The sequence below is a fragment of the Algoriphagus sp. PAP.12 genome (assembly GCF_026652115.1).
In the GTDB taxonomy this organism is placed as follows: Bacteria; Bacteroidota; Bacteroidia; order Cytophagales; family Cyclobacteriaceae; genus Algoriphagus.
This window is the reverse complement of sequence record NZ_JAPPSQ010000005.1, coordinates 93,735-120,158: the sequence shown is the minus strand read 5'-3', so window position 1 is coordinate 120,158 and position 26,424 is coordinate 93,735. Positions and strand designations below refer to the sequence as shown.

Here is a 26,424-nt window from a genome sequence, read left to right as displayed (position 1 = left end):
AAAACCTAAACTCATGAAGACCCGATTAACCTTTTTCTTTTTACTACTTTTTTCAATTTCATCCTATTCCCAAAATGTACCGGGAATTATTCCCGAAAGAGTTCAAAAGCTAGATAAAATGCTGGAGGATGCCGTAGCAAAAGGAGAAGTGCCAGGACTTGTGGCAATGGTGATGAAAGATGGAAAGCTTGTTTACCATAGCGCAAAAGGAATGGCAGATGTTGCCAACGGAAGAGCGATGAAAAAGGATGATATTTTCAGGATCGCATCCCAAACTAAAGCAATCACCTCAACTGCAGTGATGATCTTATGGGAAGAAGGAAAATTTCGACTAGATGATCCCATTTCCAAATACATTCCAGAGTTTAAAAATCCGCAAGTTCTAGCGGGTTTTAGATATTCCGACACGACCTTTTATACTAAGCCGTCTTCCAAAGAGATCACAATTCGTCATCTTTTGACCCATACATCAGGATTGGGGTATGGAATGATCGATGGAGATGAGCGAATGAAAATGATTTATCAAAAGGCAGGAATAACTGACCTTTTTACTACGGAGAATATCTCAATTGAGGAGAGCGTGAAAAAACTGGCCAAGCTGCCTTTGCATCATGAGCCGGGTAGCAAATATACCTACAGCGAAGGATTGGATGTTTTGGGTTATTTTATTGAGGTAGTTTCAGGAATGCCTTTCGATCAGTTTTTGAAGGAAAGAATCTTTGATCCATTGGGAATGAATGATACCCGTTTCTATCTTTCAAATGCCCAAGCACCTCGTTTGGTGACAGTACAGACCTATAAAGACGGCAAGTGGGGCCCTTTCCCAGTGACCTTTTACGACCCTGAATATCCAAGAAAAGGAGCTAAACGCTTTTTCTCAGGAGGAGCTGGGCTTTCCAGTACCACTGCAGATTACGCTAAGTTTCTTCAAATGTACCTGAATGGAGGAGAGTTGGAAGGTATGAGAATTCTAAGCCCTCAAACCATCCAGACCATGATGAAAAATCAAGTAGGTGACCTGATGAATGGTGATAAATATTATGGTTTGGCTTTTGGAGTGGTCACTGATCAGGGAGTAGCTACCGGAGGTTTAGGTAGTAAAGGGACCTTCGATTGGGGTGGTTATTTCAATACCCAATACTTCGCAGATCCTGAGCTCAATATGATTGGTTTGATTTTCAAACAGACCTCTGGTTCAGGAAACGGAGACCAAACTGGCTGGAAATTCCGCCAGATGGTCTTTACACTAGTGGATTAATTCTTAATAGAAGTAATTCAAAGCTTCATCAAAATTTAGAAAAGCTTTTTGACAACCCATATTTTCCAACTCTTGGGGAGTATGGGTTGTTGCTATTCCAAAAACTGGGATTCCAGCTCCCAATGCGGCTCTAATTCCTCCTGATGAATCTTCAAAAACAATTGCATTTTCGGCCTGAATTTGGGCTTTGTCCAATGCTTTTAAGAAGATTTCCGGATCAGGTTTTCCATTTTTTACTTCATGTCCACCTGTCAGGCTTTGAAAAAATGATCGGATATCAATATGATCTATCGTATAATCAATATTATCCTGTTCACCCATAGTGGCTAGGTGAATGGACTTGTTTTGATTGGATAAAGTTTTCAGAAAAGGTGTCACACCAGGCACCTCTTTCATGTGTGGTCTATAAAGCTCCCTGAACGTTTCCTCTTTTTCTTCTCCCAACTCATAGATTCTATCAGCGGATTTTTCATTCGGAAAAAATCTCATGATCATTTCCTGCAAAGTTCCATGATTTTGGGCATGGAAATCCTCTTCTCGAATGGTAATTCCATTTTTCTCCAAAAAGATTATCCAGGACTGAAGATGATAGGGGATGCTATCTACCAGAGTTCCGTCCATGTCAAAAATTACACCTTGGATAGGGTTGTTATTAACAATCATAGATTCAGTTTTTGCTAAAATATGTCATCAAAATAATTGAGCCGGCAGTTCCGTCCATGGTAGGTTCATTAGTGCTATAGTCGCCCACAGCATCATGATATACAACAAATGGATTTTGTCTTCCCTCATAGTCATCCGGTCTTTCCAAGGTCAATCCGATTAAGCCGGAATGGATCGTCCTGAAAATAGGGCCATCTACCAATCCACCTGGAATTTCTAAGCCCAACATAACATATGGAGCAGTATGAACATAGACTGGAAAATCGCCTTTTTCAGGGATACCAGTAAACATGGAAGTACCCCAGGGGTTTTTTCCAAAAAGCCAATCGCGTTGTGCTGTCAGGTAAGGCTGGTATTGTTTGTTTCCACTCATTTTCTCATACAAGATCAATTGAGTAGCAAGGCTTGTCATCAGATTGTTGGAGCACCAGATAAAGGGGATACCGACCTCAAAAGGACTGGTCTTGGATTTTGTGAGCGTATATTCAATGCCTTCTTGATAGAAGGTCTCCAAAGTCTTTTGAAATTCTGGTTCCACCACCTCATGAAGTGAGAAATGTCCCAAATTGATGAAAGGATAGAGCTGGTAATGGGATGCTGAGTCTTTGACTGTCCAAGAGTCTTCATTGGAGCTTAGTAAAGCATATTCTTTTGCTTGATCCCGATAGGATTGTTCTCCTGTCGCTTTGAAAAGCTCGGCTCCAGCCCATTCCATATCATCGTTCCAAGTTTCTTCATTATACCGATAGGGAGCGCCATAGGAATTCCCTTGCTGCACACCTTCATACTTTCTACCCAATGCATAAAGACTTTTTGCGGCTTCGAGGCAACGGATGGAATAAGCCTCATCTATTTCTTTCCAGATTCTTGCTCCCAAAGCCAAGGCAGCTGCGGATCGACCTGCGATATTGGCCATGCCGTTGCTTTCACTTTGATATTGCATGAGTCCCTGCGGCTTCCCGGTGGCGAAATAGGCTGCTCGATAAGAGTTTGCTCCCCAGCCGTAATCAGAATTGTCCTGATTTGGAATTTTAAAACCTCTATGATCTCTATCATCAGCTATTTGATGGATGAGTTGATCTGGAGCTGGGTGAAGCTTCAGAAGCCAGTCTAAACCCCATTTAGCCTCATCCAAAACGTCTGGCATTCCATTTTTTCCATCTTGTCCTAATGCATTTACTTTGTCCTCAAACTGATCAGGGAATAAGGTGTAGGCTATCAACATATGTCCTGTGGCATAACTGCTCGTGATAAGGTATTTCAATTGATCCCCAGCATCATGCCAACCCCCGGAAGCATCTACATAGGTACTGTCTGGCATCGGACCAAAGAAGCTTCTCCCATCTTTTTCGTGACAAACCATGTCCAATACGGGATTGTAACCACATCGCTGCTGACGCATAAAGTGAAGCAGGTCTTCCTGATAACCTTGGTAGGCTTTTGACCCAATTTTGAATATAGGAGAGGAGTTTTCACTTGCTGAATGCCAAAGGAAATAATCTCCTTCATTTTCTATTTCTGAAAAATCAATTTCATAATAATTGAAGTCTCCCCAAACTCCTGATTCTAAAGGTTTTGGTTTGATTTTAATAATGGAGACTGAATCTGGATATTGAATTAGATGAATATTGTTTTTTATTTTCTCAGGAGAAAAAACAATTGCTTTTTTGGTGTCCATTGGTAAAAAGCCAATCTGATTGACTGAGAAATAGACATCTTGGGAAAAAGCTTTAAATCCCAGAAAAAATCCTGTTAGAAGGAAAAAGAACTGTTTCATTTTAGAAAAATACTCAAATCATTCAGGAAATGGAACCAAAGGCTTCAATCCTTTTTTAGGTAGTTAAATGCTTGGATTTTTTATTCTGAGAAAATGAGTTTAAGTGGTTGAAATTCAGTAATTTTTATTTTCTAAACCCAAAGTGCAGATGAAGAAGAGAGATTTTATTAGGAAAACGCTTGCCGGATTTGGAGGAATTGTGGCTTTACCCATAGCAGGCTGCGAGTCTAAAGGTGGCCAATTGAATGGAGGAAAAGATAATTGTGAACTTTCACCAAGAGAGACCCGTGGGCCATTTCCTATAAAAACTCCCGCTGAATTGATGCGCGCCAATATTATTGGAGATCGGAAAGGAGTCGCACTTTTAATCAATCTCAAAGTTCAAAGTCAATCTGAGTCTTGTGGAAATTTGTCGGGAGTACACGTGGATGTTTGGCACTGCGATGCGGAAGGGTATTACTCTGAATATGGAGGCAATCGCTTACAGCAAAAAGATCTAAACAATGAACATTTTTTGAGAGGTAGGCAGACTACCAATGAGAACGGAGAGGTTTCTTTTATCAGCATTTTTCCGGGTTGGTATCCAGGAAGGGCACCGCACATTCATTTGGATGTAATGAAGGAAGGGGATATTATTTTGACTACTCAAATTGCTTTCCCTGAGGCAATAACTTCGGAGGTGTATGCTAGTTCAGGATACAGAGGAAAAGAAGACACACCCAATGAAAGAGATGGGATATTTAGAGGTAGTTTGGACGGAAATATGGCAGATTCAGTAGATGGAAATCTCAAGGACGGTTATACCCTAATAAAAGTAATTACCGTTGCTTAAGCTTCCTTAGTTTGGAGGTTTTCTCCGTCTCGGAAATGAAGTCTTCTAAATACCAACCCCGATAGTATTGTCAATCCCCCAATGACAAGGAAGGTGTATCGGAATGCATTGTGGATTTCATTGTGAATCAGTTTGGTATCTCCCTCAAACAGCTTCAATACAACCAATCCAAAGGCTACTCCAAATCCAATTGCCAATTGCATGTTGACAGATAGAAGCGAATTCCCACTGGAAGTATGATAAGAACGCAAATCTGCAATGGATATTGAGTTCATTGAGGTGAACTGGATGGAGTTGAAAAAACCCAAAACAGCAATAATTGGGATATGCCAGTAAATGGAACTGTGAATTCCAGGGATTGCAAATGAGCAGATCAAAATACCGATGATGAAGGTATTGGCCATTAAAGTGTTTCTGTAACCAAAACGATTGAGAATTCGGATCACTACTGATTTCCCCAACATGGCTGTCAAGGCCATTGGAGCTACAATCCAACCAGAAACCACTGCACTTTGACCGTAGGCAATTTGAATCATTAAAGGCAAAAGCAATGGAACAGAGCTAATACCCAATCGGGTGGCTAAATTACCAACAATTCCGACCCGGAAGGTTCTTACCTGAAAGAGGTTCAAAGGAAATATGGGATTCTCTTCTTTTTTGGCATGTCGGTAATAAAAGTAAAGCATCAAAAAGCCCAAAAGGAAAAATAAAAGAATCGGAGTGATCTGGACGGAGTTTCCTAATAGTTCTAAGGAAACTGAAAGAAGGAAAGAGGCAGCTCCAAAAATCAAGAATCCTTTCAGATCAAAACTTAGAATCTTTGATGTATAATCAGGCATGAATTTCAAACTCAGCACAATTCCAATGAATGCAATCGGAAGATTGATTAGAAAGATCCAGTGCCAAGAAAGGTAATCCACCATGTATCCTCCGACCAGTGGGCCCAAAACTGGTCCAATCAAGGCAGGTACAATCGCATAGTTCATTGCCTGAACCAGTTCATTTTTCGGATAGGTTTTAATTAGGGTTAATCGACCCACAGGAGTCATCAAACTACCTCCCAATCCCTGAATGATTCTGGCTGCTACCAATTGATTTAAATCTTGAGAAAGAGAACAAAAAAGTGAGCCTGCTGCAAATAGAGACAAGGCAAGAATAAAGATTTTCTTAGTGCCAAATTTATCAGCCAAAAAACCACTGACTGGCATAAAGAGCGCCAGAGTCAGGACATAACTGACAATGGCATTTTGCATGTTCAGAGGAGATTCATTCAAATCTTTTGCAATCGCTGGAAGGGAAGTGTTCAAAATTGTGGAATCCAGCATTTGCATAAAAATCGCGGTCGCCAGGATCATTGGGAGAACTTTTTTTACCTGTGGACTCGCTTGGGCTGTACTCATATATCCCTTTTCTGATTGGTTTAGGAATATACCATAATTCGGTTTATTCCTCATTTGATTTGATTGTAAAACCAAGCGAGTGGTGACTCAGTTCCTGATTATTGATAATACCTTATGGATAAAATAAAAGGCGCATTGATAAAATTCATTGCGCCTTCTGTGTACTGTTGACTGTCGTCTGGAGACTATTAAATTTTGTCTACCGCCAATTTGTAGGTCGGGTCTTCCATTACATTGACATCAATAATAGAATCCGCTTTTTCGATTAGTTTTCGACAGTCCGGGCTCAAATGTTTGAGATGAACCTTTTTACCGACTTTGAGATATCGTTCTGTGATTTTGTTCAAAGCTTCAATGGCAGACATGTCAACCACTCGGCTCTCTGCAAAATCAATAACCACTTCCTCTGGATCATTCAATACGTCGAATTTCTCATTGAAAGCAGTGATGGAACCAAAGAAAAGTGGCCCAAACATTTCGTAATGTTTGACGCCATGATCGTCTACAAATTTTCTCGCTCGGATTCTTTTTGCATTGTCCCAAGCAAAGAAAAGTGCTGCTAGAATTACTCCAATTAAAACTGCCAATGCAAGATTGTGTAAAACTGCTGTGACAAGGGTAACCAAGACCATTAAGAACACATCTGATTTAGGCATTTTGGTAAAGGTCTTCAAGCTGGCCCATTCAAATGTTCCGATAGAAACCATGATCATCAAACCTGTCAATGCTGCCATAGGGACTTGTTCAATCAAGCTGGATCCAAACATAATGAATACCAAAAGCATTACTGAGGCAACGATTCCAGAAAGTCTTGCCCTAGCACCAGAAGAAATATTGATCAAGCTTTGTCCAATCATCGCACATCCGCCCATTCCGGAGAAAAGACCTGAAAGAATGTTCGCAGTTCCTTGTGCTACTGCTTCTTTGTTTCCTCGACCTCTGGTTTCAGTGATCTCATCGACAATGTTCAGAGTCAGTAAACTTTCGATTAAACCAACTCCTGCAACAACCGCGGCATATGGGAAAATGATCTGCAGAGTTTCAAAAGAAAATGGGACAGCAGGAATATGGAAAGGAGGGAAGCCCCCTTTGATAGAAGCCAAATCACCAACAGTTTTCGTGTCGATTCCCAAAAGAGTAACCAAGCCAAATACAGTTAAAATTGCTGTTAAGGATGCTGGAACTACTTTGGTGATTTTTGGAAGCCCCCAGATAATCAACATGGTCAATCCAACAAGGGCTAAAAGGATATAGAGCGTTTGTCCAGTCAGCCAATTTCCATCAGCTCCCTTGAATTGATCCAATTGAGACATGAAAATGATGATAGCTAGTCCGTTCACAAATCCGAAAATTACGGGCTGTGGAACCAGGCGGATTAATTTCCCCATTCTCAAAGTACCTGCGGCTACCTGAAGTAATCCAGCTACAATGACCGTGGCAAAGATATATTCCACCCCGTGGGAAGCAGCTAAGGTGACCAAAACAACTGCTACAGCTCCGGTCGCCCCTGAAATCATTCCAGGTCTACCTCCGAAAATGGAAGTGACCAAGCCCATCATAAAAGCTGCGTAAAGGCCTGTAAGGGGAGAAAGCCCTGCGATAAATGCAAATGCTACTGCCTCTGGAATCAAGGCCATGGCCACAGTTAGGCCGGATAGGATTTCAGTTTTGTAATCGACTTTTTGAGAAAAATCGAACAGGTTTAAATATTTTTTCATGGAATAGGTTTGATTTCAGGGACTTAAGTTTGGTGGTTGGTCCTGATTTATTTTTTCAAAACGAATCGCAAAGGTAATAAAATTGGGTAAAACAGAATTTTATTCTGTAAATGAAAAGAAGGAATCAAAAAAAATCAAAGAAGGTTTATTCTTTTAAGTTAGGCATGGATTTATACCAAGAAACAACTTTTTCCGACATCGCTTTGGTGATTTCAGTTTCTTTTGTGGCGAGGTTTTGAGTTTCTCCCGGGTCATTCACGATATCATAAAGTTCGGGTCTTGCACCATCGTAATCACAAAGAAGCTTCCAATTCCCTTCTCGTATTGCTAAATCAGGGAGGTTTTCTATTCCATAAAAATTCTTGCGATCCGGAGGCCGACTATAAAAAATCGGGGCTTTTCTGGAGCTTTCAGATTTGCCAAGTAATGTTTCAAGGAGATTTTCCCCATCCAAATTCATATTCTCTGGTCTATCTGTATCGGTGAATTCCAAAATGGAGGGCATTATGTCAATTGCAGAAAATACAGAGGTTTTATTTCTTGTTCCCTTTGCTTTTTTATCTATAAATCCCGGTCCCCAAATAATCAAAGAGGAGCGGATTCCGCCTTCATACAGATGGGTCTTGTACCCTTTCAAATTACCGGCTTGGCCAGCGCCCAGTTCCGGGCCATTGTCTGAGAAAAAGATTACCATGGTGTTTTCCCGGAGTTTAGGATCGGATTCTAGGAATTCAAACAATTTTCCAAATTGCTGATCCATGGCTTCCAGCACTGCCAAATATAGACCTCTCTTCCCTTTTTCTTTGGCTACTCCATATTCTTCAAATGGGGGCCAATATGGACTGTGCACATCGTCGGGCCAAATGTTTACATAAAATGGTTTGTCATCCTTTTCCGCTTCTGCAATAAATGATATGGCTCTGTCAATAAATCCAGTGGTGATTTCTGACCGTTGCATCCAAGTTACCGGTTCTCCCAAGATTTCCGCTTCTGCCCAAATCTTGCCTACTTTCCCTGTTTCGTCTTTGGTAAGAGGAAGAAGTTTTGCTCCCATGCCTTCAAAATTGGTCAGGGATTGGTCAAACCCATAGTCCGAGATAGAAGGAGCTTCAGCGACATCACGCTGGCCTCCCATGTGCCATTTTCCAAAATGCCCTGTGGTGTATCCGGTATCTTTTAGGCTTCTGGCAAGCATTGGAGCATTTGGGTCCAACCAATTGGCAATTCCGCGTTCTTGATTGCTATTTCTATCAGAGAGATAGGATGTAATATTCCAGCGTTGCGGATAGGTACCTGTGGAAATTGCCACCCTGGATGGTGAGCAGATGGGTGAGTTTACATAAAACTGCTCAAAGGCGATTCCTTCAGCAGCCAACCGGTCAATATTGGGGGTTTTTGCATCTTGGTTTCCAAAACTTGACAAGTCTGCCCAGCCCATATCATCTATTAAAATGACAATCACATTGGGTTTTTCTTTTGGCTTTTGAGAGCAGCTGGAGAGAAAAATTAATGATAACAGAAAAAGTAGAATGGGATTTTTCAAAAGGGATAGATAGGTTTGTAGGTTTCAAAAGTAAACTCCAAATTAAAAAGTGTAATCAATTCTAGTAGAATAGATTACACTTTTCTTGTTAAGAATTTGATCTTATTTCACGAATAAAATACCCAAGCCAGCTTGCTGAGCTAATTTTTCAAATGCCGGAATGTCTTTGTTTAGAAGATTTTCTCCTTCTTCTTTCAAATCATCCCATTCTTCCATCAATTCTTCGTGGCGCTTTAAAGTGCCATCGTTGACTTTTGGGATGGAACTGTCGGAATGATTGAGCATAAACAGGAAGTTGGCAGTAAACTTATTTTCAAAATTTTCCACATCGTCGTAAGCCGTGGATTTCCTTTGGATCATTTTTTCATCCCATTCTTTTAGAAGGGATTCTAGTTTTTTTCCATTGGCTATCAATGCTTCATACCCTTTTTTTCCTTCAAGTGATTTCAAAAGTTCATGCAACTTGTCTTGTTGGTCCTTCGCCTTATTGATCATGTCATGCATGGTTTTCACTTCTTTTTCACCGGCAGACATAAATTGATCATAGGCCTGATAATTGGCCTCAGATAGTCCGTAGCTAGGTAGGTCCACAATTTCAGCCTCTGAATTAAGTGCTTGATTTCCAGCTTTAAGTGTAAGTTGATAAGTTCCCGGAATAGCCTTGTGTCCTCTGTAATTTGATTCGATGTAAACACCTGGTACTCCAGGCATGGTAGAATGTCTTAAGTCCCAAACGAATCGATTTAATCCTTTGTCTGTGCCTAATGTGGGCTCAGCAGGAGGACCGCCATCCCATCGAGAAAAGCTTGGGTCTTTTTTGGATGAGATTTTACGGATTAGTTCTCCCTTTTTATTAGTAATCTCCAAAGTCAACTCAGTGGAATCGCTGAAGTCATCAGGTAGATTGTAATAAATTACCATCCCATTAGCTGGATTAATTCCTTCCAAAGGAGATGTGCCTTTAAATCCTTTCAAATTCCCATTCATGGCACTATACCAATTGCCAAGTAATGTGGGGTCTGGAGAAAATAACTCTAGGCCTTTTTTATTTCCATCTAATTCTCTCACTACATTCAGATCATCCAGAATCCAAAATGATCTTCCTGCGGTAGCGACAATCAGATCATTGTGGGCAATTTTCAAATCTGTGATCGGAGTGATTGGTAGATTTAACTGGAATGGATTCCAGTTGTTTCCTCCATCTTTGGAAATGTAGATTCCCAACTCCGTTCCCGCGAAAAGCAGATTTTCATCTTCAGTATCTTCTCTTACCACTCTCGTAAAGGCTCCATAAGGAATTCCGGAACTGATGTTTTTCCAAGACTTTCCATAATCAGTTGATTTGTAAATGCCAGGGGTATAATCGTTGAATTTGTATCGGGTGGTGGCGATGTAAACGGTTCCCGGATTTGATGGAGAAATCTCAATTGCATTGATCAGACATTCTTCCAATCCTTTTGGAGTAATATTTTCCCAGTTTTCACCACCATCCTTTGTCAAGTAAACTAGGCCATCATCGCTTCCAGTATAGATCTCTCCCTTTGCATGTGGTGATTCAATCACATAGGCAAGCGTTCCATAATTTTCAGCCCCAACAGCCTCATTCGTATAAGGAGCACCACCTTTTCCTTGCTTTTCTTTTTCATTTCGAGTCAAATCCGGTGAAACCACCTCCCAGCTTTGTCCCATGTCTGAAGTTTTGAGAAGGTATTGGGCTCCATGATAATAAGTGTTTGGTTCATGTTGTGACCAAATGATTGGAGCATTCCAATTATAGCGGTATTTCATGTCCTTGGTTTCCCTTCCCAAGTATTGAATAGGCTCGATCATGATATTGGTGGAGGCTTGATTCTCCATATCCAATACCTCTATTGTTCCCAAATAGCTTCCTCCGAGCACATACCTTGGATTATCCGGATCAAAGGCTAAAAATGCAGATTCTCCTCCAGCAGAATAATTCCAGTTTTCTTGAGAGATACTTCCTCTTCCCAAGGCCATTGAGCTAATAACCAGAGAAGTATTGTCTTGTTGACCTCCATAGATTCTGTAAGGAAACTGGTTGTCCGTATTGATTCTGTAGATCTGGGCTGTTGGCATATTGTTTTGGGTGGACCAAGTTTTCCCTCCATTAAACGTGATAGATCCGCCTCCATCATCTGCCAGAATCATATTTTTGGAATTGTGAGGATTGATCCAAAGATCATGGTAGTCTCCATGTGCTGCATCCATGGTTTCAAAAGTTTTACCACCATCATATGACATTAGCATCGGAGCACTTTGGACGTACACTGTGTTTTCATCATTTGGGTCTGCGAAAACTTCAATGTAATACCAAGCCCTTTGCGTTAATCGATTGTCTTTATTGACCCAATTCCAGCTTTCTCCGGCATTGTCTGAAACGAATAAACCTCCCAAATCCTTTTCGGTATCGCTTTCTATCAAAGCATATACTTTATTTGAATTTGCTCGGCTGACCGAGATAGCCATTTTTCCCAATTCATCAGGAAGTCCCTTTTCGATTTTTTTCCAGGTTTTACCGGCATCTGTGGATTTGTACATTCCTGATCCGGGGCCTCCAGAAATCACTTGCCAAGGTATTCTTTGATGTTCCCACATAGCGGCATAAAGTACTTCGGGAGTATTCATGTCCATGGAAAGCTCTACAGCTCCAGTTTTTTCGTCTACAAATAGAACTTTCTCCCAAGTTTCGCCTCCATTCGTTGATTTAAATATGCCTCGGTCAGGATTGGGTGAATGCAAAGCTCCTTGAGCTGCTACATAAACAATGTCAGGATTAGTTGGGTGAATTTGGATTCTGGAAATATGCTGAGTTTTTTCAAGGCCTAGCTTTTCCCAGGTTTTCCCAGCGTCAGTGGATTTATAAACTCCATCACCATATGAAGTCATGACACCTCTTGGGGCATGTTCACCCATTCCCACATAAACAATGTTAGGGTTGCTTTCTGAAACGGCTACTGCTCCGACAGAGCCAGTTTCAAAAAATCCATCAGAGATATTTTCCCAATATTGTCCAGCATCTGATGTTTTCCAGAGTCCGCCTCCTGTAGTCCCGAAATAATAGGTGAGGGGATCATTGATTACTCCAGTTGCAGTTACAGATCTTCCACCTCGATAGGGGCCGATGTTTCTGAACTTGATAGGAATGCTGTCTGTGAAGATGTCTTGGGCAAAAAGCGCCGTACTCCAAAGTAGGAGTATGAAAGTAAATTTGGTTTTCATGTTGGGTTTGGTGGTTTTTCTACCTAAAAGATAAAAAGAACCTGTACAAAACCCATAAAAAAAGTACGACCCAATGAGTCGTACTTTAGCTGGTTTATTGTTTGATTAGTTATTACGGGTGTTTCCTCTAGAGGATGAGCTACTTTTTGAAGTTCGGGAAGAAGAGCTTCTTGAACTACTGGTTCTTGCACCTGAAGTTTTCGAAGAAGATGATCTACTCACTTGAGGAGAAGTTCTAGCTCCACTTGATCTTGTAGGAGAGCTGGATCTTTTTACCTGCGGACTAGTTCTGGAAGAAGAGCTTGATCTACCCACCTGTGGTGAAGTTCTAGAAGAACTGGATCTTCCAACTTGTGGAGACGTTCTTGAGGAACTTGATCGGCCTACTTGAGGAGAGGTCCGGGTGTTAGATCTCCCGGATGAATTAGAACCTCTGTTTACTGTAGAATTTCTATTTGGAGAACTCTGCCTCTGAACCTCCTGTCTGCGTGGAGCAGATTGTGTTTGGGGACGAGTAGTGGTTCTGCTACCAGAATTTGGGCTTGACTGAACTCTAGAATTTCTATTCGTAGGAGCTGTGGTTCTTCCTTTTTCCTGAGAATAAGGTTTCATTTCAAACCCTGAATTTTGACCTCTTGATGAACCTGCAGATCTGTCAACACTTCTATTAGAGTTTGGAGTTGCCACTCTGGAGTTTCCTTGACTTCCTCTAGAGGAAGGTTGGGTTGCTCTTGAGTTAGAATTGCCATTTCTTGAAGAATTGACTCTAGCACTTCTATTGGTTCTAGCTTGATCAGGAGTACTTACTCTGGATGGTCTAGAGTCAACAGTTCTTCCTCTTGCTGTTCTCAGATCAGGCTGGTAAACGTTCACAGAGTTTCGGGAAACTGAAGATCTACCAGGGTTTGAGGCTCTGTTTACATCGTAAACTCGTACTGATCTACCAGTGGATCTTTCAACCTCTCTTCGGCTTGGACCAGAAACATAGGTGTTGTTGTTATAGACTACAGTATTATTGATGATTTTGGTTTTGTTGATGATTTTTACTTTTCCACCACCATGTACATAATGTCTATATCCATAATGGTCATAGATTCTTCTGGAAGGAAGGAATACCCAGTGGAAGCTTGGAATATTAACTCTCACACTTATTGAAAGCCCAGGTCCCATCGGAGCCCATCCATAATATCCGCCACCTGTTCTCCAGCTAACCCAAGCCGGTCCCCAGTCATAACCTGGAATCCATGCCCAGCTTTGATAGAAATCATCAAAGTACCATCTTCCATAGTGGAATGGAGCCCAGCCCCAGTCATAATAGGAAACCCAGGTGTTTCCGTAGCCAGTCATGGCCCAATGTCCGTTGGTACCGTAAGGATGGAAATCATATCCAACAGCAGGTAACCAAATGTATCCATATCTAGCATCTCTCACCCAGTCTCCATAAGGAGCAAGCTCATCATAGAAAACCTGAAAAGAAACGCCTATATAATCATCTTCAGCTTTGGCATCTGATATGCCAAAAGAACTTAGAATAAGAAGCCCCGCAACCAGTTGCAAAAGCCATCTTTTTGGTTCGATCTTTTTCATAGTAATTGTGGTTTAGTGAATAATTGGGTTAAACAAGTTGGTTAGTTCTTCTTTTAGGAAGATGCAGTTCTCAATTAAAAGGCTGCATGCATACTAAAACTAAAATCGAGCCAAACTTTAGATCTTTCATAAAATCAGAAAGGGTTCTGATAAATGAATCGTAAAAAAATTAGATAAGGTTTTGTTCTTTATTTTTAATTAATTAAAAAATGATTTTCAAAATAATAACTTAAATAAAAAATTCAATTAATGTAAATATTGCTTTTCTAAAAGCTTGGAGAAGTATTTCTTATTACTCAAAAAAGTAAACGGAAAAAGCCGAATTTGGGTCAATTCGGCTTTCTTAATTTTTTCTTAAGATTTTTTCAAATTTTAATTTTTGTCAATTGATCCATGGCCCAATTGGTATTGGAAGCACTTTCTCCTTTGCTGGGGCATTTGCCAGTTCCTAAAAGTTCATGGACAATGGATTCTATTAAGGGGTATTGGATGTGCTTTGGAAGTTCAACTTGATAATGAAATGGTTCTTGGAAGTCTTTTAACAAGTAGAATTCTCCTTTTCCAAAAGTTTCAAATCGTATTTGTCCTTTGCTTCCATCAATGATAACTTCATCTTTTTCGGCAGTTTTGGAACTTGTGAAACACCAGTTTCCAGTTCCTAAAACTCCACTTTCAAAAACAAAACTTCCCGTTACTATATCCTCCGTGTTATAGGCTCTAGCTTGATTGCTACAGAATCCGTTTGCTTGGGTGATCTTTCCAAAGAAAAATGCCAATAGATCCAATTGATGTGAGGCTAGGTCAAAGAAATAGCCGCCTCCAGAAATTTCTGGGTTCACCCTCCAATTATCATCAAGCTGAGCAATGATCTCAGGTTCAACGATTTGCTTCAGATTGATGTGAACAGTCCGTATATCGCCAATTTCATCTGCCTCAATCAGTTTTTTGATTTTGACAAAATGGGGCAGGGCTCTGCGGTAATAAGCTACAAATAGAGGAACTCCTCCTTTATCACAAGAATCTATCATTCTTTCACATTCCTTAAATGTTCTTGCCATTGGCTTTTCTACATAGACAGGTTTGCCTGCCTCTGCCGCCAATCTTGTCAATTCCTCATGGGCATTGGGAGGAGTGGCAATGTAAATAGCGTTAACCTCTGGATCATTGATTAGGTCCATGGCATCCGTATACCATTTCTGGATTCCATGTCTTTGAGCATAGTCTTTTACTTTTTCTTCAGATCTACGCATGACCGCGGCGATTCGGCTTTTTGGGATCAAGTTCATGGCTGGAGCGGATTTTACTTCACAAACATTTCCTACACCTAGGATTCCCCAGCGGACTTCTTTGTCTAAAAATTCTTTCATTCTGAAAAATACCCCCAATTTGATAAAAAGAAAAGGGACTCATGGTCCCTTCTTTCTACTGTCTTCTTCTCATTACCAGACTGTCAGCCGGATAGGTAGCTTTTAGCATAGCCATTTGTGATTTGGCCCAGTCGATAATTTCCTGTTTTTCGCCTTCTGACAAATTCGCCTCAGGATGTAATCCCAAATAGGTGTAGGAAGGTATCGGCATCTCATTTTGCTCTACCATCTCTATGGTTTCTTCCAATTTATGATTTTGATATGCCAGTGGTCTGTTGGTGAATTCGGAAAAATTCAAATGTCCCTTTCCTTCCTGAATGTGGTTGTTTAGCCAAAATCCAACAGGTTGAATTTTGCTGTACCATGGATATTCCGTTTGATTGGAGTGACAATCATTGCAGGCATTTTTTAGAATAGTCTGGACATTTCCGGGGATTTCATAATTATTGGAAATGTTGAATTGCTGGTCTCCAGAATCATTTTTTTCAACTGGAATGAATTGGATTAATACTAAGATTACCAAAATGGCGATGCTAATTTTTTTAATCATTGTTTAAAGAATTTAAGAGTAAGGATTGGTTAGGTTTTAGACTTAAGCTGGTCTCAAAGGTTTAATTAGTAATTAGATAAAAAATTAGGTAAATTTTCTTGAGTATAGATTTAATTACTTGTTATTTTTTGTTTAGCGAAAATTTATTTCTCGTCTCAAGAAAAAGTCAGTCCATGGATTTTTGTAAAAAATCAGATTTCTGGCTACTTTCTAATCTGATTTTAGAGTTGATACAATAAGCCCATTTTTAAACTCCAATTTTGTAAATCAACAATCATGAATAGAAAAATCAGCCGGAAAGAATTCTTGGCTCAAATGGGTATTCTCGGTACTTCTGTAGTCGTTTTTAATTCTTGTGGTTTCAGTTCATCTACCAAAAATGTAGTGTCTATGGATCCTCCTGTTATAGATCAATTGAAATCAGGTGAGGATATATTTTCATATATCAAAAGGACTACTGGAGATTTCAATCAGACCCTATTTCGACAAATCATTGGTGCTGCCAATGAATTCAAAGAAGGTGATCAAACCTTGGGAGTTGCGGCTGAATCATCTGAAACCAGAAAGAATTCTAGGATTTTATTGGCCAATACCAGAGTTGGAGACTTGAATAAGCAAAGTCTTTTTAGTGATGAGTTGTATGACTTGATTCAAAATACAACTGAGAAAAACCCCGACCTTGATTCCTGGACTGTTGGCGAATTGAAGGATTTTATCCTAACCCAGCCAGAACCAAGTATCAAAGAAATCATGCCTGCTCTAAATAGCGATATCATAGCTTGCGTGGTCAAGCTAATGAGCAATGAGGAATTGATAAAGGTAGGACAAAAGGTATTCAACCCAATTCCAGGGACTCAGATAGGAAGCAAAGGCTATATGAGTGCTCGTGTTCAGCCGAATTCTCCAACTGATAACCCTACAGATATCGTATGGCAGGTTTTTGATGCTTGGTCCTATGGAGTAGGGGATTTGGTGTTGGGAACCAACCCAGTTTCTAGTGATCCAAAATCTGTGGCAGAGATCGAAAAAGCACTCTATGATGTAATTACGACTTTTGGTTTGGAAAAGACCATATCAAATTGTGTCCTTTCTCATATTGATGTCCAATCTGAGGCAGAGAAAATCTACCCAGGTACCTCAGGAATTTGGTTTCAGAGTTTGGCAGGGACGGTAAATGCAAATCAAACCTTCGATGTGACCATTGCTAAAATGAATGAGCATATGGATAGCCGAAATGGGCAATTTGGTTTGTATGCAGAAACAGGACAGGGGGCTGATTTTACCAACGGACATGGAGAAGGCTTTGATATGCTGGTCCATGAATCAAGGAAGTATGGTTTCGTCAGAGCTTTGAAATATCGACTTGCTGAAAGAAAGACTCCTGAAAATACGCCTTGGGTTCATGTGAATGATGTGGCAGGTTTTATCGGACCAGAAGTTTTCAAATCCAAAGAACAGTTGGTGAGATGTTGTCTGGAAGATACAGCGATGGGTAAACTTCATGGCTTGACTATTGGTCTAGACGTTTGCTCTACCTTGCATATGGATGTGACTTTGGATGATTTGGATTGGTGTATTGAACAGATCATGCCAGCAAATCCCGCCTATTTGATGGCTCTTCCTACCAAAAATGATCCCATGCTGAGCTATTTGACAACGGGTTTTTACAACCATGTGAAAGTCCGAGAGCAGTTTGGATACAAAATCAATGATTCGATGTGGGATTTCTTCAAGAAAATCGAAATCATCGGAGAGGATAATAAACCTACCGCCAATTTCGGTGACCCAACCTGGGTGTACTATCAATATCGCATGGCCAAAGGGGATTTAAGAACCAGAGAGGAAATTGTTGCAGAAGGAAGAAAAACCATTGCTGAAATTGAAGATCGAGGTGTTCCGATTGCCCAGGGTTTCGGTGAGAATGCCTGGGATTTGGAGCCGGAACTTGATAAAAAAATCCATGCCTTGTATGAGGATGCAAAGGAAAGCCTTTGGACGGAAATGACTCCTGATTTTGTGAAGTTAATTCCTGCAGCTGTTCCTCTTTTGACCAAATCAAAGGATAGGAAAGATTATGTATATCATCCCGAATCAGGAGAAGTTTTGAGTGATGATGCAGTGGGTAAATTGGAGGCAATGCAATCGACATGGGATGGAGAATCACCGGATATTCAATTGGTGATTTCGGATGGATTAAACGCGAGAGCTATAATGGATGAAGGGCATTTGACTCCATTTTTGATTGAGTTAAAAGGCAACTTGGAGAATATGGGATATAAAGTCAGCTCTGAGCCTATTCTTTATACGCACGGAAGAGTCAGGGCAGGATATGCGACTGGGGAAGTACTTTTCGGTTCATCCCAAAGCCAGAAAAACAAAAATGGGATTGTGCATATTATCGGTGAAAGACCGGGATCAGGGCATCATAATTTCTCTGCTTATATCACAGCTGCCTCTTTCGATCAATGGAAAGAAAAAGGCAAAGTTGATCACGATATTACCCGGGTAGTTTCTGGGATTTCTGATACAGCTTTGAAACCACAAAAAGCGGCTCAGCAAGCGGCAGAAATCATGGACGGATTATTTAAGAAATTGGCTTGATAAATGAGCTGAAAAATAGAAAAGCCGGATTCTAATAAGATCCGGCTTTTTATTTGGCAGAGGTTTAATTAAACCTCAAATCCTTTTCTATAGGTTCTTCCAACGAATTGATTTGCCTCCTCGAGGTTGGTGATTCTCATGTTTTCACCATCCCAAAGCAATTTCTTTCTACCGAAGAATTCCATTTGACCTTTTTCATTTTCTCTTCTCAACAAGAAGCTTCTGATTGCAAGGTTGCCCATCAATACAGTTTCAGTCATTGGTCCAGCGTAGTCGAAAGAAGAAGTCAAGCCTTTGTGCTCAGTACTTCCAAATCCAGCCTTACAAGCATCTACCCAAAGTCTTTGGTGACCATATTCTCTTTCAAAACCTTCTTCAGACTGTGGTCCCATTTCTACAGTTCCATCATTCAAATAAAGTTTTGGCATCAAAGGAGAAGAGTCATTGATGTTGGTAGAGATAATTCCTTTTTCACCAATGATCAATACACCATTTGCAGAACCTGTTCCTCCGATATCATCATCAGCAGGGATGATTTCTGGGTGAGCAGGCTTGATACCGCCATCCATCCAAGTCATCTCGATTGGAGACTTGCTTTTTGGAGTTGCTCCAAAGTGAAGTGTAATGAATGAAGAAGCAGGGCATCCATCAGGATGGTAATCCGCAGTCCACATACCACTATAAACAGAACCTACAGAGCATTCTGCATCTGTTGGGTAGTGAAGCCCCAAAGTTCTGAATGGAATATCGATCAAGTGACATCCTACATCACCCAAAGCGCCAGTTCCATAGTTCCACCAGCCTCTCCAGCTAAATGGATGCAAGTTTGGAGTATAAGGGATTTCAGGAGATGGGCCTAACCAAAGGTCCCAATCCAAAGCATCTGGCTTTTTGCTTGGGTCTGGCTGAGGGAAAGGGCCACCTTGAGGCCATACAGGTCTGTTGGTCCAGATTTGAACTTTAGATACAGCTCCGATTTTATCCTCATCGATCCATTTCTGAACCAATTTCAATAGTGGATTAGATCCACCTTGGTTACCCATTTGAGTCACCACTTTTTTATCTCTAGCCAATTGAGTAAGCAATCTTGCCTCTCTGATGTTGTGAGTCATTGGCTTTTGAACATAAACGTGTTTGCCTCTATCCATGGCGAATTTCGCAGCAGGACCGTGCACGTGATCTGGAGTAGAAATGGTCAATGCATCGATTTCAGGCATTTCTTCCAACATGATTCTGTAATCAGCATAAAGCTTGGCATCTGGGAAGTTTTCTACTGATCTTTTGGCAGTTCCAGAGAAATCAACGTCACAAAGCGCAACAACACGCTCTCTTCCACCTACAGAAGCAAGTTCGATATCGCTGGCACCTTTTCCACCAGCACCGATAGCTGCCAATAAAAGTTGATCAGAAGGTGCGGTATATCCCACTCCGCCTAAAACATTCCTTGGTACAATAAAAAATGAAGAAGCCAAAGCTGCATTTTTTATGAACTCCCTTCTGGACTGTCCAGAATTTGGTTTTTCAGAGTCTTTCATTGAATTGTTATTTGAGGTTATTAGTGTTTAAAAACTAGGATTTTGAATTTAGGGTATCAAAACCTGAATCCGAAATTTTACTATTTAAATGGTCAATTTTTCCCTTAAGATTTAGATTTCATAATTAATGACAATAAAAATCCTGTTAAGAAAATGCTACATGTGCCTAATACGATCGTCATATTGGTGTGAAGCGGGTTGGATAGTCCCTCTGGAAAACCCCATGTCACCCAAATGCCCGATAAACTAGCCCATGCTATCACTACTATTCCAACGAGCACAGCTACTACAGCATTGTTGCTTTTGCAATTTGGAACTATCATTCCCAGAAGGAACAATCCTAGCATACCACCGCTGAAAATAGAAGCCAGTGCCCACCAAGCATCCAACGCACTATCGACTCCATTGAATGCCAAACCAACCAAGATGGCAATTATTCCCATGAGAAAGGAAGAAGTCCTCAAGACTTTCATGTCCTTTTCTTGCGGAGCATTAGGTTTGATGTATTTTTTATAATGATCCGATAGGATCACGGTCGCAGAGCTATTGATACTGGTAGAAAGTGTACTCATGCCTGCGGCAAATATTGATGCGATTAAGAGCCCTGTAAGACCGACTGGTAATTCTTTGACAATAAAGTAAGGAAATACGCTGTCAGCCGCGATATTATCTGGAAGCAATCCTGGCTGCGACTGATAGAAGGAAAATAATGCTGTACCAATGAAAAAAAAGATTGCTGAAACCGGCACGTAAAGTAAACTTCCCATCCACGTGGACCGCTTAGCATCCCTGTCATTTTTAGCTGAGATATAGCGCTGAACATAACTTTGATCAATTCCGAAGTTTTGGAGATTGATGAATAGTCCATAAACCATAATCATCCAAAATGTGGAGGCAGTAAAATCAAAGTCAAAACTCCCCAAACTGAATTTGTCATTTTCTCTGGCGATCTCAAAAACGGTGGTGCTACCCCCTGGTATGTCTATGAAAATCAATAAAACACAGAGTAAAGCTCCTGCAATCAATATGATACCCTGAATGGCATCAGTCCAGATTACCGCCTCGATTCCTCCCATCATGGAGTAAATTACCACGCTCAATCCAGCCATAACGATCACCCATGGAATACTCCATCCAAACAATAAATGCATCGGCAAAGCCAATAGGTACATGATTGCGCCCATTCTAGCCAGTTGAGTCAAGAGGTAGCAAAGTGATGCGTAAATTCTAGCCCAAGGTCCAAATCTTTCCTCCAAGTAGAAATAGGCAGAGTCACTTTGAATTCTTCTATAGTGAGGAACAAAGTAATTGACAGCAATCCAAGCTGCAAAAGGAATGGAAAGACTGAAAACAAAGCCATTCCAATTAGATAAATAAGCATTTCCAGGAAGTGCTAGAAAGCTAATGCTACTGACGAAAGTGGCAAAAATGGACATCCCAATTGCCCAGGATGGGAGTTTGCCGCCACCAGTTGTAAAATCTTGGGCACTTCTATTTCTAAAGGAAAATGAAACTCCAAAACCTATAATACAGAGCATATAGACCAAAAAAACAATTAAATCTACTAAGGGGAGTTGTTCCATCATTCCTCTAGTAGTTTTTGAATTTTGGCTTTTATTTTATCAAACTTCTTATGGAAAGTCAGTTTTTCATCATCTGAAAAAGGTCTTTGTGGCGGGGATAATATTCCTCCGGAAAGGTGAGAAAGTTTCATGCATTCTTTCAATCCTTTCAAATACGAACTAGGATGGTCCACATGATTGTAAAGCTCTGCACTGAGCTCCAATATCATATTTTGAAATTCCTGAGCTTTCTCCAGGTCTCCTGCTTCAAAGTATTCAAAGCATTTGACATAAATCTGAGGAAAAACATTGGCGCCTCCGCTTACTCCACCTTGGAAACCTACTTTCAAGGAGTCGAGCAATCTTTCCTCAGGTCCAATCAAAAGTCCAAAGTCAGAGTGGTCTGCAAAAGCTTCTGACAGTGAATTCATATAATCCAGATTTCCCGTGCTGTCTTTCAATCCGACAATATTTGGATGCTTTGAAAGACTTTTCGCTGTTTCGATAGAAATCGGAGTTTTGGCATGAGATGGGATCGTATAAAGCATCAAAGGGAGCTCGCATCGGTTAGCCAAATCCCTAAAATACAACTCCAGATCTACCTGAGAAATATTCATATAAAATGGAGGGGCAGCCACTACTGCATTTGCGCCATAATTGGTGGCCATTTCTGCCAGCTCCAAACTATCACCCAAAGCACAGTCCGTGATCCCAACCAAAACAGGGATTCTATCATCCACTATTCTGCAGGTTTCTCTAATCAGTTGAATTTTTATTTTCTGAGAAAGGGAAGGTGACTCACCGGTAGTTCCTAGAATAAAAACGCCATGGACACCACCTTCAATGATGTGGTTGAGGATTTTTTCAAGAGAAAATACATCAAGTGTAAAATCTGGAAGGAGAGGAGTGACTAAAGGAGGTACAATCCCACGAAAAGAAAATCTGGTGCTCATAGAAATTATAGGCTGAGGTGAGCGTATTTGATTTTTTCACGGTTCCAAGTATAGGTCAAATGAACCGTCCCGTCTTTTGCCTGAATGATCGCCGGATAACTGAATTCCCCTTCTTTTTCATCTTCCAAAACCAAAAGTTCCTCCCAGGTGATTCCATCGCTAGAGCCCATAAGACTCAATTTTTGTCTTCCTTTTGGAATAGGATTACACAATAAAAGATGATATCCGCTATCCAAAGTGACAGCATCAATCCCGGAATTGTTGTGAACAATCCCTGTGGATTCCAGCTGACTCCAGGTCTCACCATTGTCAGGCGACCAAGCAGTGGCGATGACTCCTTCTTTGGTTCGGGTTAGTACTTGAAGGTGATTATTTGGATGGAAAAGTACTGTTGGCTGAATGGCATTGAATGGGCCATGGATTTCTTTTTTGGTCCAGTTTTTTAAAGCCGGATCAGAAATTTCCACATGAGAAGTCCAATTTCCGTTGATCTCAAAACTACTTGGATGAAGCAACATTCCATTGCTCAAGCCAACCGTTTTATTTTTGATAGGTCCCATATAACCGGGCATGATCTGAACTGGCTTGGACCATGTTTTCCCTCCGTCATTGGAGGTTTTATACAATCCCCACCATTCTCTAGGGTTCGGTCCTTCCTTATAAAACAAGATTACTTTCCCATCTTCCAATTGGTATAGAACCGGGTTCCATGTTGGGTTTCTGAAATCTTCATTTTCAATCCCATCTGCTACCTCAGCAGGAGTGGACCAAGATCCACCTTTCTTTAAAGCAGTATAGATGTTTACATCTGGGTGTCTTTCATATGTACCTCCAAACCACGAAGCCAATATCCCATCTTCTGTCTCAATCAAAGTTGAGGCATGGCAGGAGGGAAATGGAGCTGTTTCGTAAATGAATTCTGAGGTTAGAATTTTTGGAGTGGGCTTTTCTGGAAAAATCATAGCCCACAATAGAGTTGGAATACCAACGAGGTAAGTGAATAAATGCATGTTCAATTAGAGATAATAATATTCTAAACAAGGTCTTAAGCTACCAAAAAAGGAGGATTAATTAATTTTTCCGTCCCGTTGTTACCTGAATGGTTTTATTGTAGGATTTTGGCAGCAAACTCTAAAAATATACCCCAATCTTCCCATTTCAGACTATGCTTTCCTTCACGAATGTGATAACCAGCATTTTCCAGATGGATCGGCTTGCTAATTGATTCAAAATCAGTCTCAAAACTAGAGTTCTTTTGATAGATGTCAGTTTGAACTCTGCTTCCGATCTGAAGAGATAGATATTCTCCTTTTGGATCAGCCCATTGGTCTCCTTTGGCACTGGCGACATAAAGTGCTCTTGGGGCAATCAGACTCAATAACATGTGCTGGTCCAGAGGGAGGGATTCTTCATTGTTATTGTACTTTTTGAAATTCTCATTAAACCAATGAGGGAAAGAGGTGTTGATCACCTGAACAGTTTCTCCATATTTTCTTTTTGAAAGTGCGGCTCCTCCGCAACCGGATTCATTGGAGTAGGTAATAGCCCATCTTGGATCATTGGCTGAGGTCCAAAGAGCAGATTTCCCGGACCTTGAATGACCCACAATGGCGGATTTTTCTGAATCAATCTCGGGATGCTGAACAAAATAATCCATGGCTCTCATGGCTCCCCAACCCCAAGCTCCCAAGGCTTTGAGTCCATCAGGTTTTTCAATTTGTTCAGGGTAAAGATTTGAAATAATACCGTTATGATAAGTGTCTTTATTGTCAGGAGCGACAGTTTCGGCATGAAAGGAAGCTGTGGCATAGCCTCTTTTTACCAATTCTTCTACTGGCCAATATTCATCTTCTGATAATCTGCCATCAGGATATTTAGCTCTGTGATTAATCAATAGAATCACTGGAAAAGGTCCTTTACCTACTCTAGGAATAAACAGATTAATTCTCATGGTATGAGAGTTTCCGTTTCTCTCCACAGTGATATCCACTTCTTCCAGTTTTGCTAATTCAGGATAAGGGTTTAAGCTTTCTTGGGCCAACTTGAAGGAAATTTTGTCAAAATCTTTGGGGATTTCTCCATATACTTCTTGTTGAAAAAGTTGGAAAATCTCAGGTCTGCGAATGTCTTCCCATTCATCAGCAGATTGAATTATTTTTCCCGATTCACTGACAAACAAATCTGGCAAAGCCAAGGATGGTACCTTTGACTCATCATAGTTTGCTTTGATTTGTGAAAGAAGAGAAAAAGGAAGAAGAGACAATGCGATAATAGTTGTGAATTTCAAAAGGATTTTCATGAATTGAATTATTGTTCGGTTGCAGCTAAACGACTAGGTTCAAAGGCTTCATAAGGATAGGCTCTCGGAAGTACTTCGATTCCTGAGGTGACTTTCAGTGGTGTTTCTCCCGCAAAAGTCAATTCGACAAAATAGGCTCTATAGCCTTCCTCAGGTTCGGAGATATTGACTTTCAGTTCACCATTGGCCGGCATGGAAACTTCTTCAAAGACCCAATTTGGACCGAATTCATCAATTCTGAAATCTCTTGAAAGTGGATTCAATGCTGACCAGACTTTTACCGAAATCGGGGGAGAAGCAGGATCAGTATGAACGATAATCTGATCATCTGTGACTTGCCAATCATAAGTGGGTCTCGGTGAGTTGGTTAGGATAGATGAATAAAAAGATATCAAATTTGGGAAGGCATCCGAGTCACTCAAGTCATGTCCAAAGTTGGGTACGTATTGGACATGTTTTTCTCCTTTCAAATCATTCCAATAAAATTCCCAGCTATCAGGCTGGAAAAACTGATCTCCCGCTGCATTGATCAAAAGCTTTGGAATCTGGATACTGTCGATAAAAGAATAAGGTTCAGTCAATTCCAATAATCGATCAAATTCCGGTGTTCCCATCCATTCCATGACTCCTTCTCTCACATAATCATCAACTGCCGGAGCCCAAAAACCATAATTTTTCCAGTGATGAAGAAATGATGGCTCCAAATTCAGCATATCGATTACTACCGGTGCCATGGCTATGACTCTATAGTCTGTGGCTGCTGTGGTCCAAGTGGTCCAGCCTCTTTTAGAAGCCCCTGCAACAAAAAAGTTTTCAATGTCTTTATTGGCTCTGGTTTTTGCTACCTCTGTCACTGCATCCATGGCGAGCTTCACTGCCTTGGTCATCGGAAACCTTGCCAACCAAATCGCATCCTCATCTTTTGCTCCACCTTCTAAGAATTTTCTCCAACCATAAGAAATAATCGCATCCTCATACCTCTCTCCAAAGTCATCACCGGCAAATACCAAAGGCTGAAAGGGTACATTATGAATTTGAGCAACTACAGAATTGGTTTGGGTGGCGGCTGCCAAAATCAATTTGTCAGGTTTTTCAGGCATTTTGGAGTTTTTGCTACCTCCTCCAATCCACATCATAGCGGTATGATAAGGAGTTTCTTTAGGGATCACCATGGAAACCCAATGCCACCATTCTGTTTCATCCACCAAGTCAGGTGTCAACCAATTTTGAGAATACATTTTCAAGACTACATAATCATAGTCTCCTTGGTCTAAGGTATGGACTACCTCAAATCTGTAGGTAGAGTCCGGGCTTTGAACATAGGCTTCCAGAGGATTTGATGGTGCAGCTTTTTGACTTTCATTACCTTGATCCTTTTTAGTTTCACAAGAAAAAAATGCAATGGAAACAAATAGGAGTATTAAACCAATAGAATGATTTCTCATGATTTTTAGAAATTGGGTTTAAGGTTGATTAATAAAAATAAATATTGACTCTGGGTTGAATGAAAATCTGTTTTTAAGCAACTCAGAATACTCA

Annotated in this window: 18 protein-coding genes; 3 read left to right on the top strand and 15 right to left on the bottom strand. The window is 40.7% G+C overall.

Features of this window, described 5'->3' with window-relative positions; all coding sequences use genetic code 11:
• Positions 1 to 13: 13 nt before the first annotated feature.
• Positions 14 to 1,258 (top strand): serine hydrolase domain-containing protein, encoded by a 1,245-nt coding sequence (locus tag O0V13_RS08230; RefSeq protein ID WP_268034498.1) that lies wholly within the window; start codon positions 14 to 16, stop codon positions 1,256 to 1,258.
• Positions 1,259 to 1,261: 3 nt separating this feature from the next.
• Here O0V13_RS08230 and O0V13_RS08225 read toward each other — a convergent pair whose 3' ends face one another.
• Positions 1,262 to 1,921, bottom strand: a complete 660-nt coding sequence (locus O0V13_RS08225) for an HAD family hydrolase (RefSeq protein WP_268034497.1) — start codon at positions 1,919 to 1,921, stop codon at positions 1,262 to 1,264.
• A 4-nt stretch (positions 1,922 to 1,925) separates the two neighbouring features.
• Positions 1,926 to 3,698, bottom strand: a complete 1,773-nt coding sequence (locus tag O0V13_RS08220; protein WP_268034496.1) for a glycoside hydrolase family 9 protein — start codon at positions 3,696 to 3,698, stop codon at positions 1,926 to 1,928.
• A 148-nt stretch (positions 3,699 to 3,846) separates the two neighbouring features.
• Here O0V13_RS08220 and O0V13_RS08215 point away from each other — a divergent pair, with 148 nt between their 5' ends.
• Positions 3,847 to 4,530 (top strand): dioxygenase family protein, encoded by a 684-nt coding sequence (locus O0V13_RS08215; protein ID WP_268034495.1) that lies wholly within the window; start codon positions 3,847 to 3,849, stop codon positions 4,528 to 4,530.
• Here the strand turns inward: O0V13_RS08215 and O0V13_RS08210 are convergent.
• The 7 genes from O0V13_RS08210 to O0V13_RS08180 all read right to left on the bottom strand — a co-directional run bounded on the left by O0V13_RS08210 (position 4,527) and on the right by O0V13_RS08180 (position 15,935).
• Entirely contained in the window at positions 4,527 to 5,930 is a 1,404-nt protein-coding gene (locus O0V13_RS08210; RefSeq protein ID WP_268034494.1) for an MFS transporter, read from the bottom strand. The two genes, O0V13_RS08215 and O0V13_RS08210, sit on opposite strands and share 4 nt — an antisense overlap.
• A 188-nt stretch (positions 5,931 to 6,118) precedes the next feature.
• Positions 6,119 to 7,648: a SulP family inorganic anion transporter gene (locus O0V13_RS08205; protein ID WP_268034493.1), complete on the bottom strand. Its 1,530-nt coding sequence runs from the start codon at positions 7,646 to 7,648 to the stop codon at positions 6,119 to 6,121.
• Positions 7,649 to 7,793: 145 nt separating this feature from the next.
• A complete protein-coding gene (locus tag O0V13_RS08200) occupies positions 7,794 to 9,110 on the bottom strand; it encodes a sulfatase-like hydrolase/transferase (RefSeq protein WP_268034492.1) in 1,317 nt (438 codons plus the stop codon).
• Positions 9,111 to 9,293: 183 nt separating this feature from the next.
• Positions 9,294 to 12,431, bottom strand: coding sequence for a glycosyl hydrolase (locus O0V13_RS08195; RefSeq protein ID WP_268034491.1), 3,138 nt, complete (start codon positions 12,429 to 12,431; stop codon positions 9,294 to 9,296).
• A gap of 105 nt (positions 12,432 to 12,536) precedes the next feature.
• Positions 12,537 to 14,018, bottom strand: coding sequence for a DUF6600 domain-containing protein (locus tag O0V13_RS08190; RefSeq protein ID WP_268034490.1), 1,482 nt, complete (start codon positions 14,016 to 14,018; stop codon positions 12,537 to 12,539).
• A 365-nt stretch (positions 14,019 to 14,383) separates the two neighbouring features.
• Positions 14,384 to 15,385, bottom strand: coding sequence for a Gfo/Idh/MocA family protein (locus O0V13_RS08185; protein ID WP_268034489.1), 1,002 nt, complete (start codon positions 15,383 to 15,385; stop codon positions 14,384 to 14,386).
• Between the two features lie 55 nt (positions 15,386 to 15,440).
• A complete protein-coding gene (locus O0V13_RS08180) occupies positions 15,441 to 15,935 on the bottom strand; it encodes a heme-binding domain-containing protein (RefSeq protein ID WP_268034488.1) in 495 nt (164 codons plus the stop codon).
• A 276-nt stretch (positions 15,936 to 16,211) separates the two neighbouring features.
• On the opposite strand from O0V13_RS08180, the gene eutB reads away from it, so the two are divergent.
• Positions 16,212 to 18,536, top strand: a complete 2,325-nt coding sequence (eutB, locus tag O0V13_RS08175) for an ethanolamine ammonia-lyase subunit EutB (RefSeq protein WP_268034487.1) — start codon at positions 16,212 to 16,214, stop codon at positions 18,534 to 18,536.
• 68 nt (positions 18,537 to 18,604) lie between these two features.
• Here eutB and O0V13_RS08170 read toward each other — a convergent pair whose 3' ends face one another.
• The 6 genes from O0V13_RS08170 to O0V13_RS08145 all read right to left on the bottom strand — a co-directional run bounded on the left by O0V13_RS08170 (position 18,605) and on the right by O0V13_RS08145 (position 26,330).
• Positions 18,605 to 20,071, bottom strand: coding sequence for a Gfo/Idh/MocA family protein (locus tag O0V13_RS08170; protein WP_268034486.1), 1,467 nt, complete (start codon positions 20,069 to 20,071; stop codon positions 18,605 to 18,607).
• A gap of 104 nt (positions 20,072 to 20,175) precedes the next feature.
• Positions 20,176 to 21,657, bottom strand: coding sequence for a sodium:solute symporter (locus tag O0V13_RS08165; protein ID WP_268034485.1), 1,482 nt, complete (start codon positions 21,655 to 21,657; stop codon positions 20,176 to 20,178).
• Positions 21,654 to 22,586: a dihydrodipicolinate synthase family protein gene (locus O0V13_RS08160; RefSeq protein ID WP_268034484.1), complete on the bottom strand. Its 933-nt coding sequence runs from the start codon at positions 22,584 to 22,586 to the stop codon at positions 21,654 to 21,656. The genes O0V13_RS08165 and O0V13_RS08160 overlap by 4 nt, the downstream gene beginning before the upstream one ends.
• Positions 22,587 to 22,591: 5 nt before the next feature.
• Complete coding sequence (locus O0V13_RS08155) at positions 22,592 to 23,596, bottom strand: sialidase family protein (RefSeq protein ID WP_268034483.1); 1,005 nt, start codon at positions 23,594 to 23,596, stop codon at positions 22,592 to 22,594.
• Positions 23,597 to 23,691: 95 nt separating this feature from the next.
• Positions 23,692 to 24,885 (bottom strand): dienelactone hydrolase family protein, encoded by a 1,194-nt coding sequence (locus O0V13_RS08150; RefSeq protein ID WP_268034482.1) that lies wholly within the window; start codon positions 24,883 to 24,885, stop codon positions 23,692 to 23,694.
• An 8-nt stretch (positions 24,886 to 24,893) separates the two neighbouring features.
• Complete coding sequence (locus O0V13_RS08145; RefSeq protein WP_268034481.1) at positions 24,894 to 26,330, bottom strand: PhoPQ-activated pathogenicity-related family protein; 1,437 nt, start codon at positions 26,328 to 26,330, stop codon at positions 24,894 to 24,896.
• Positions 26,331 to 26,424: the final 94 nt, after the last annotated feature.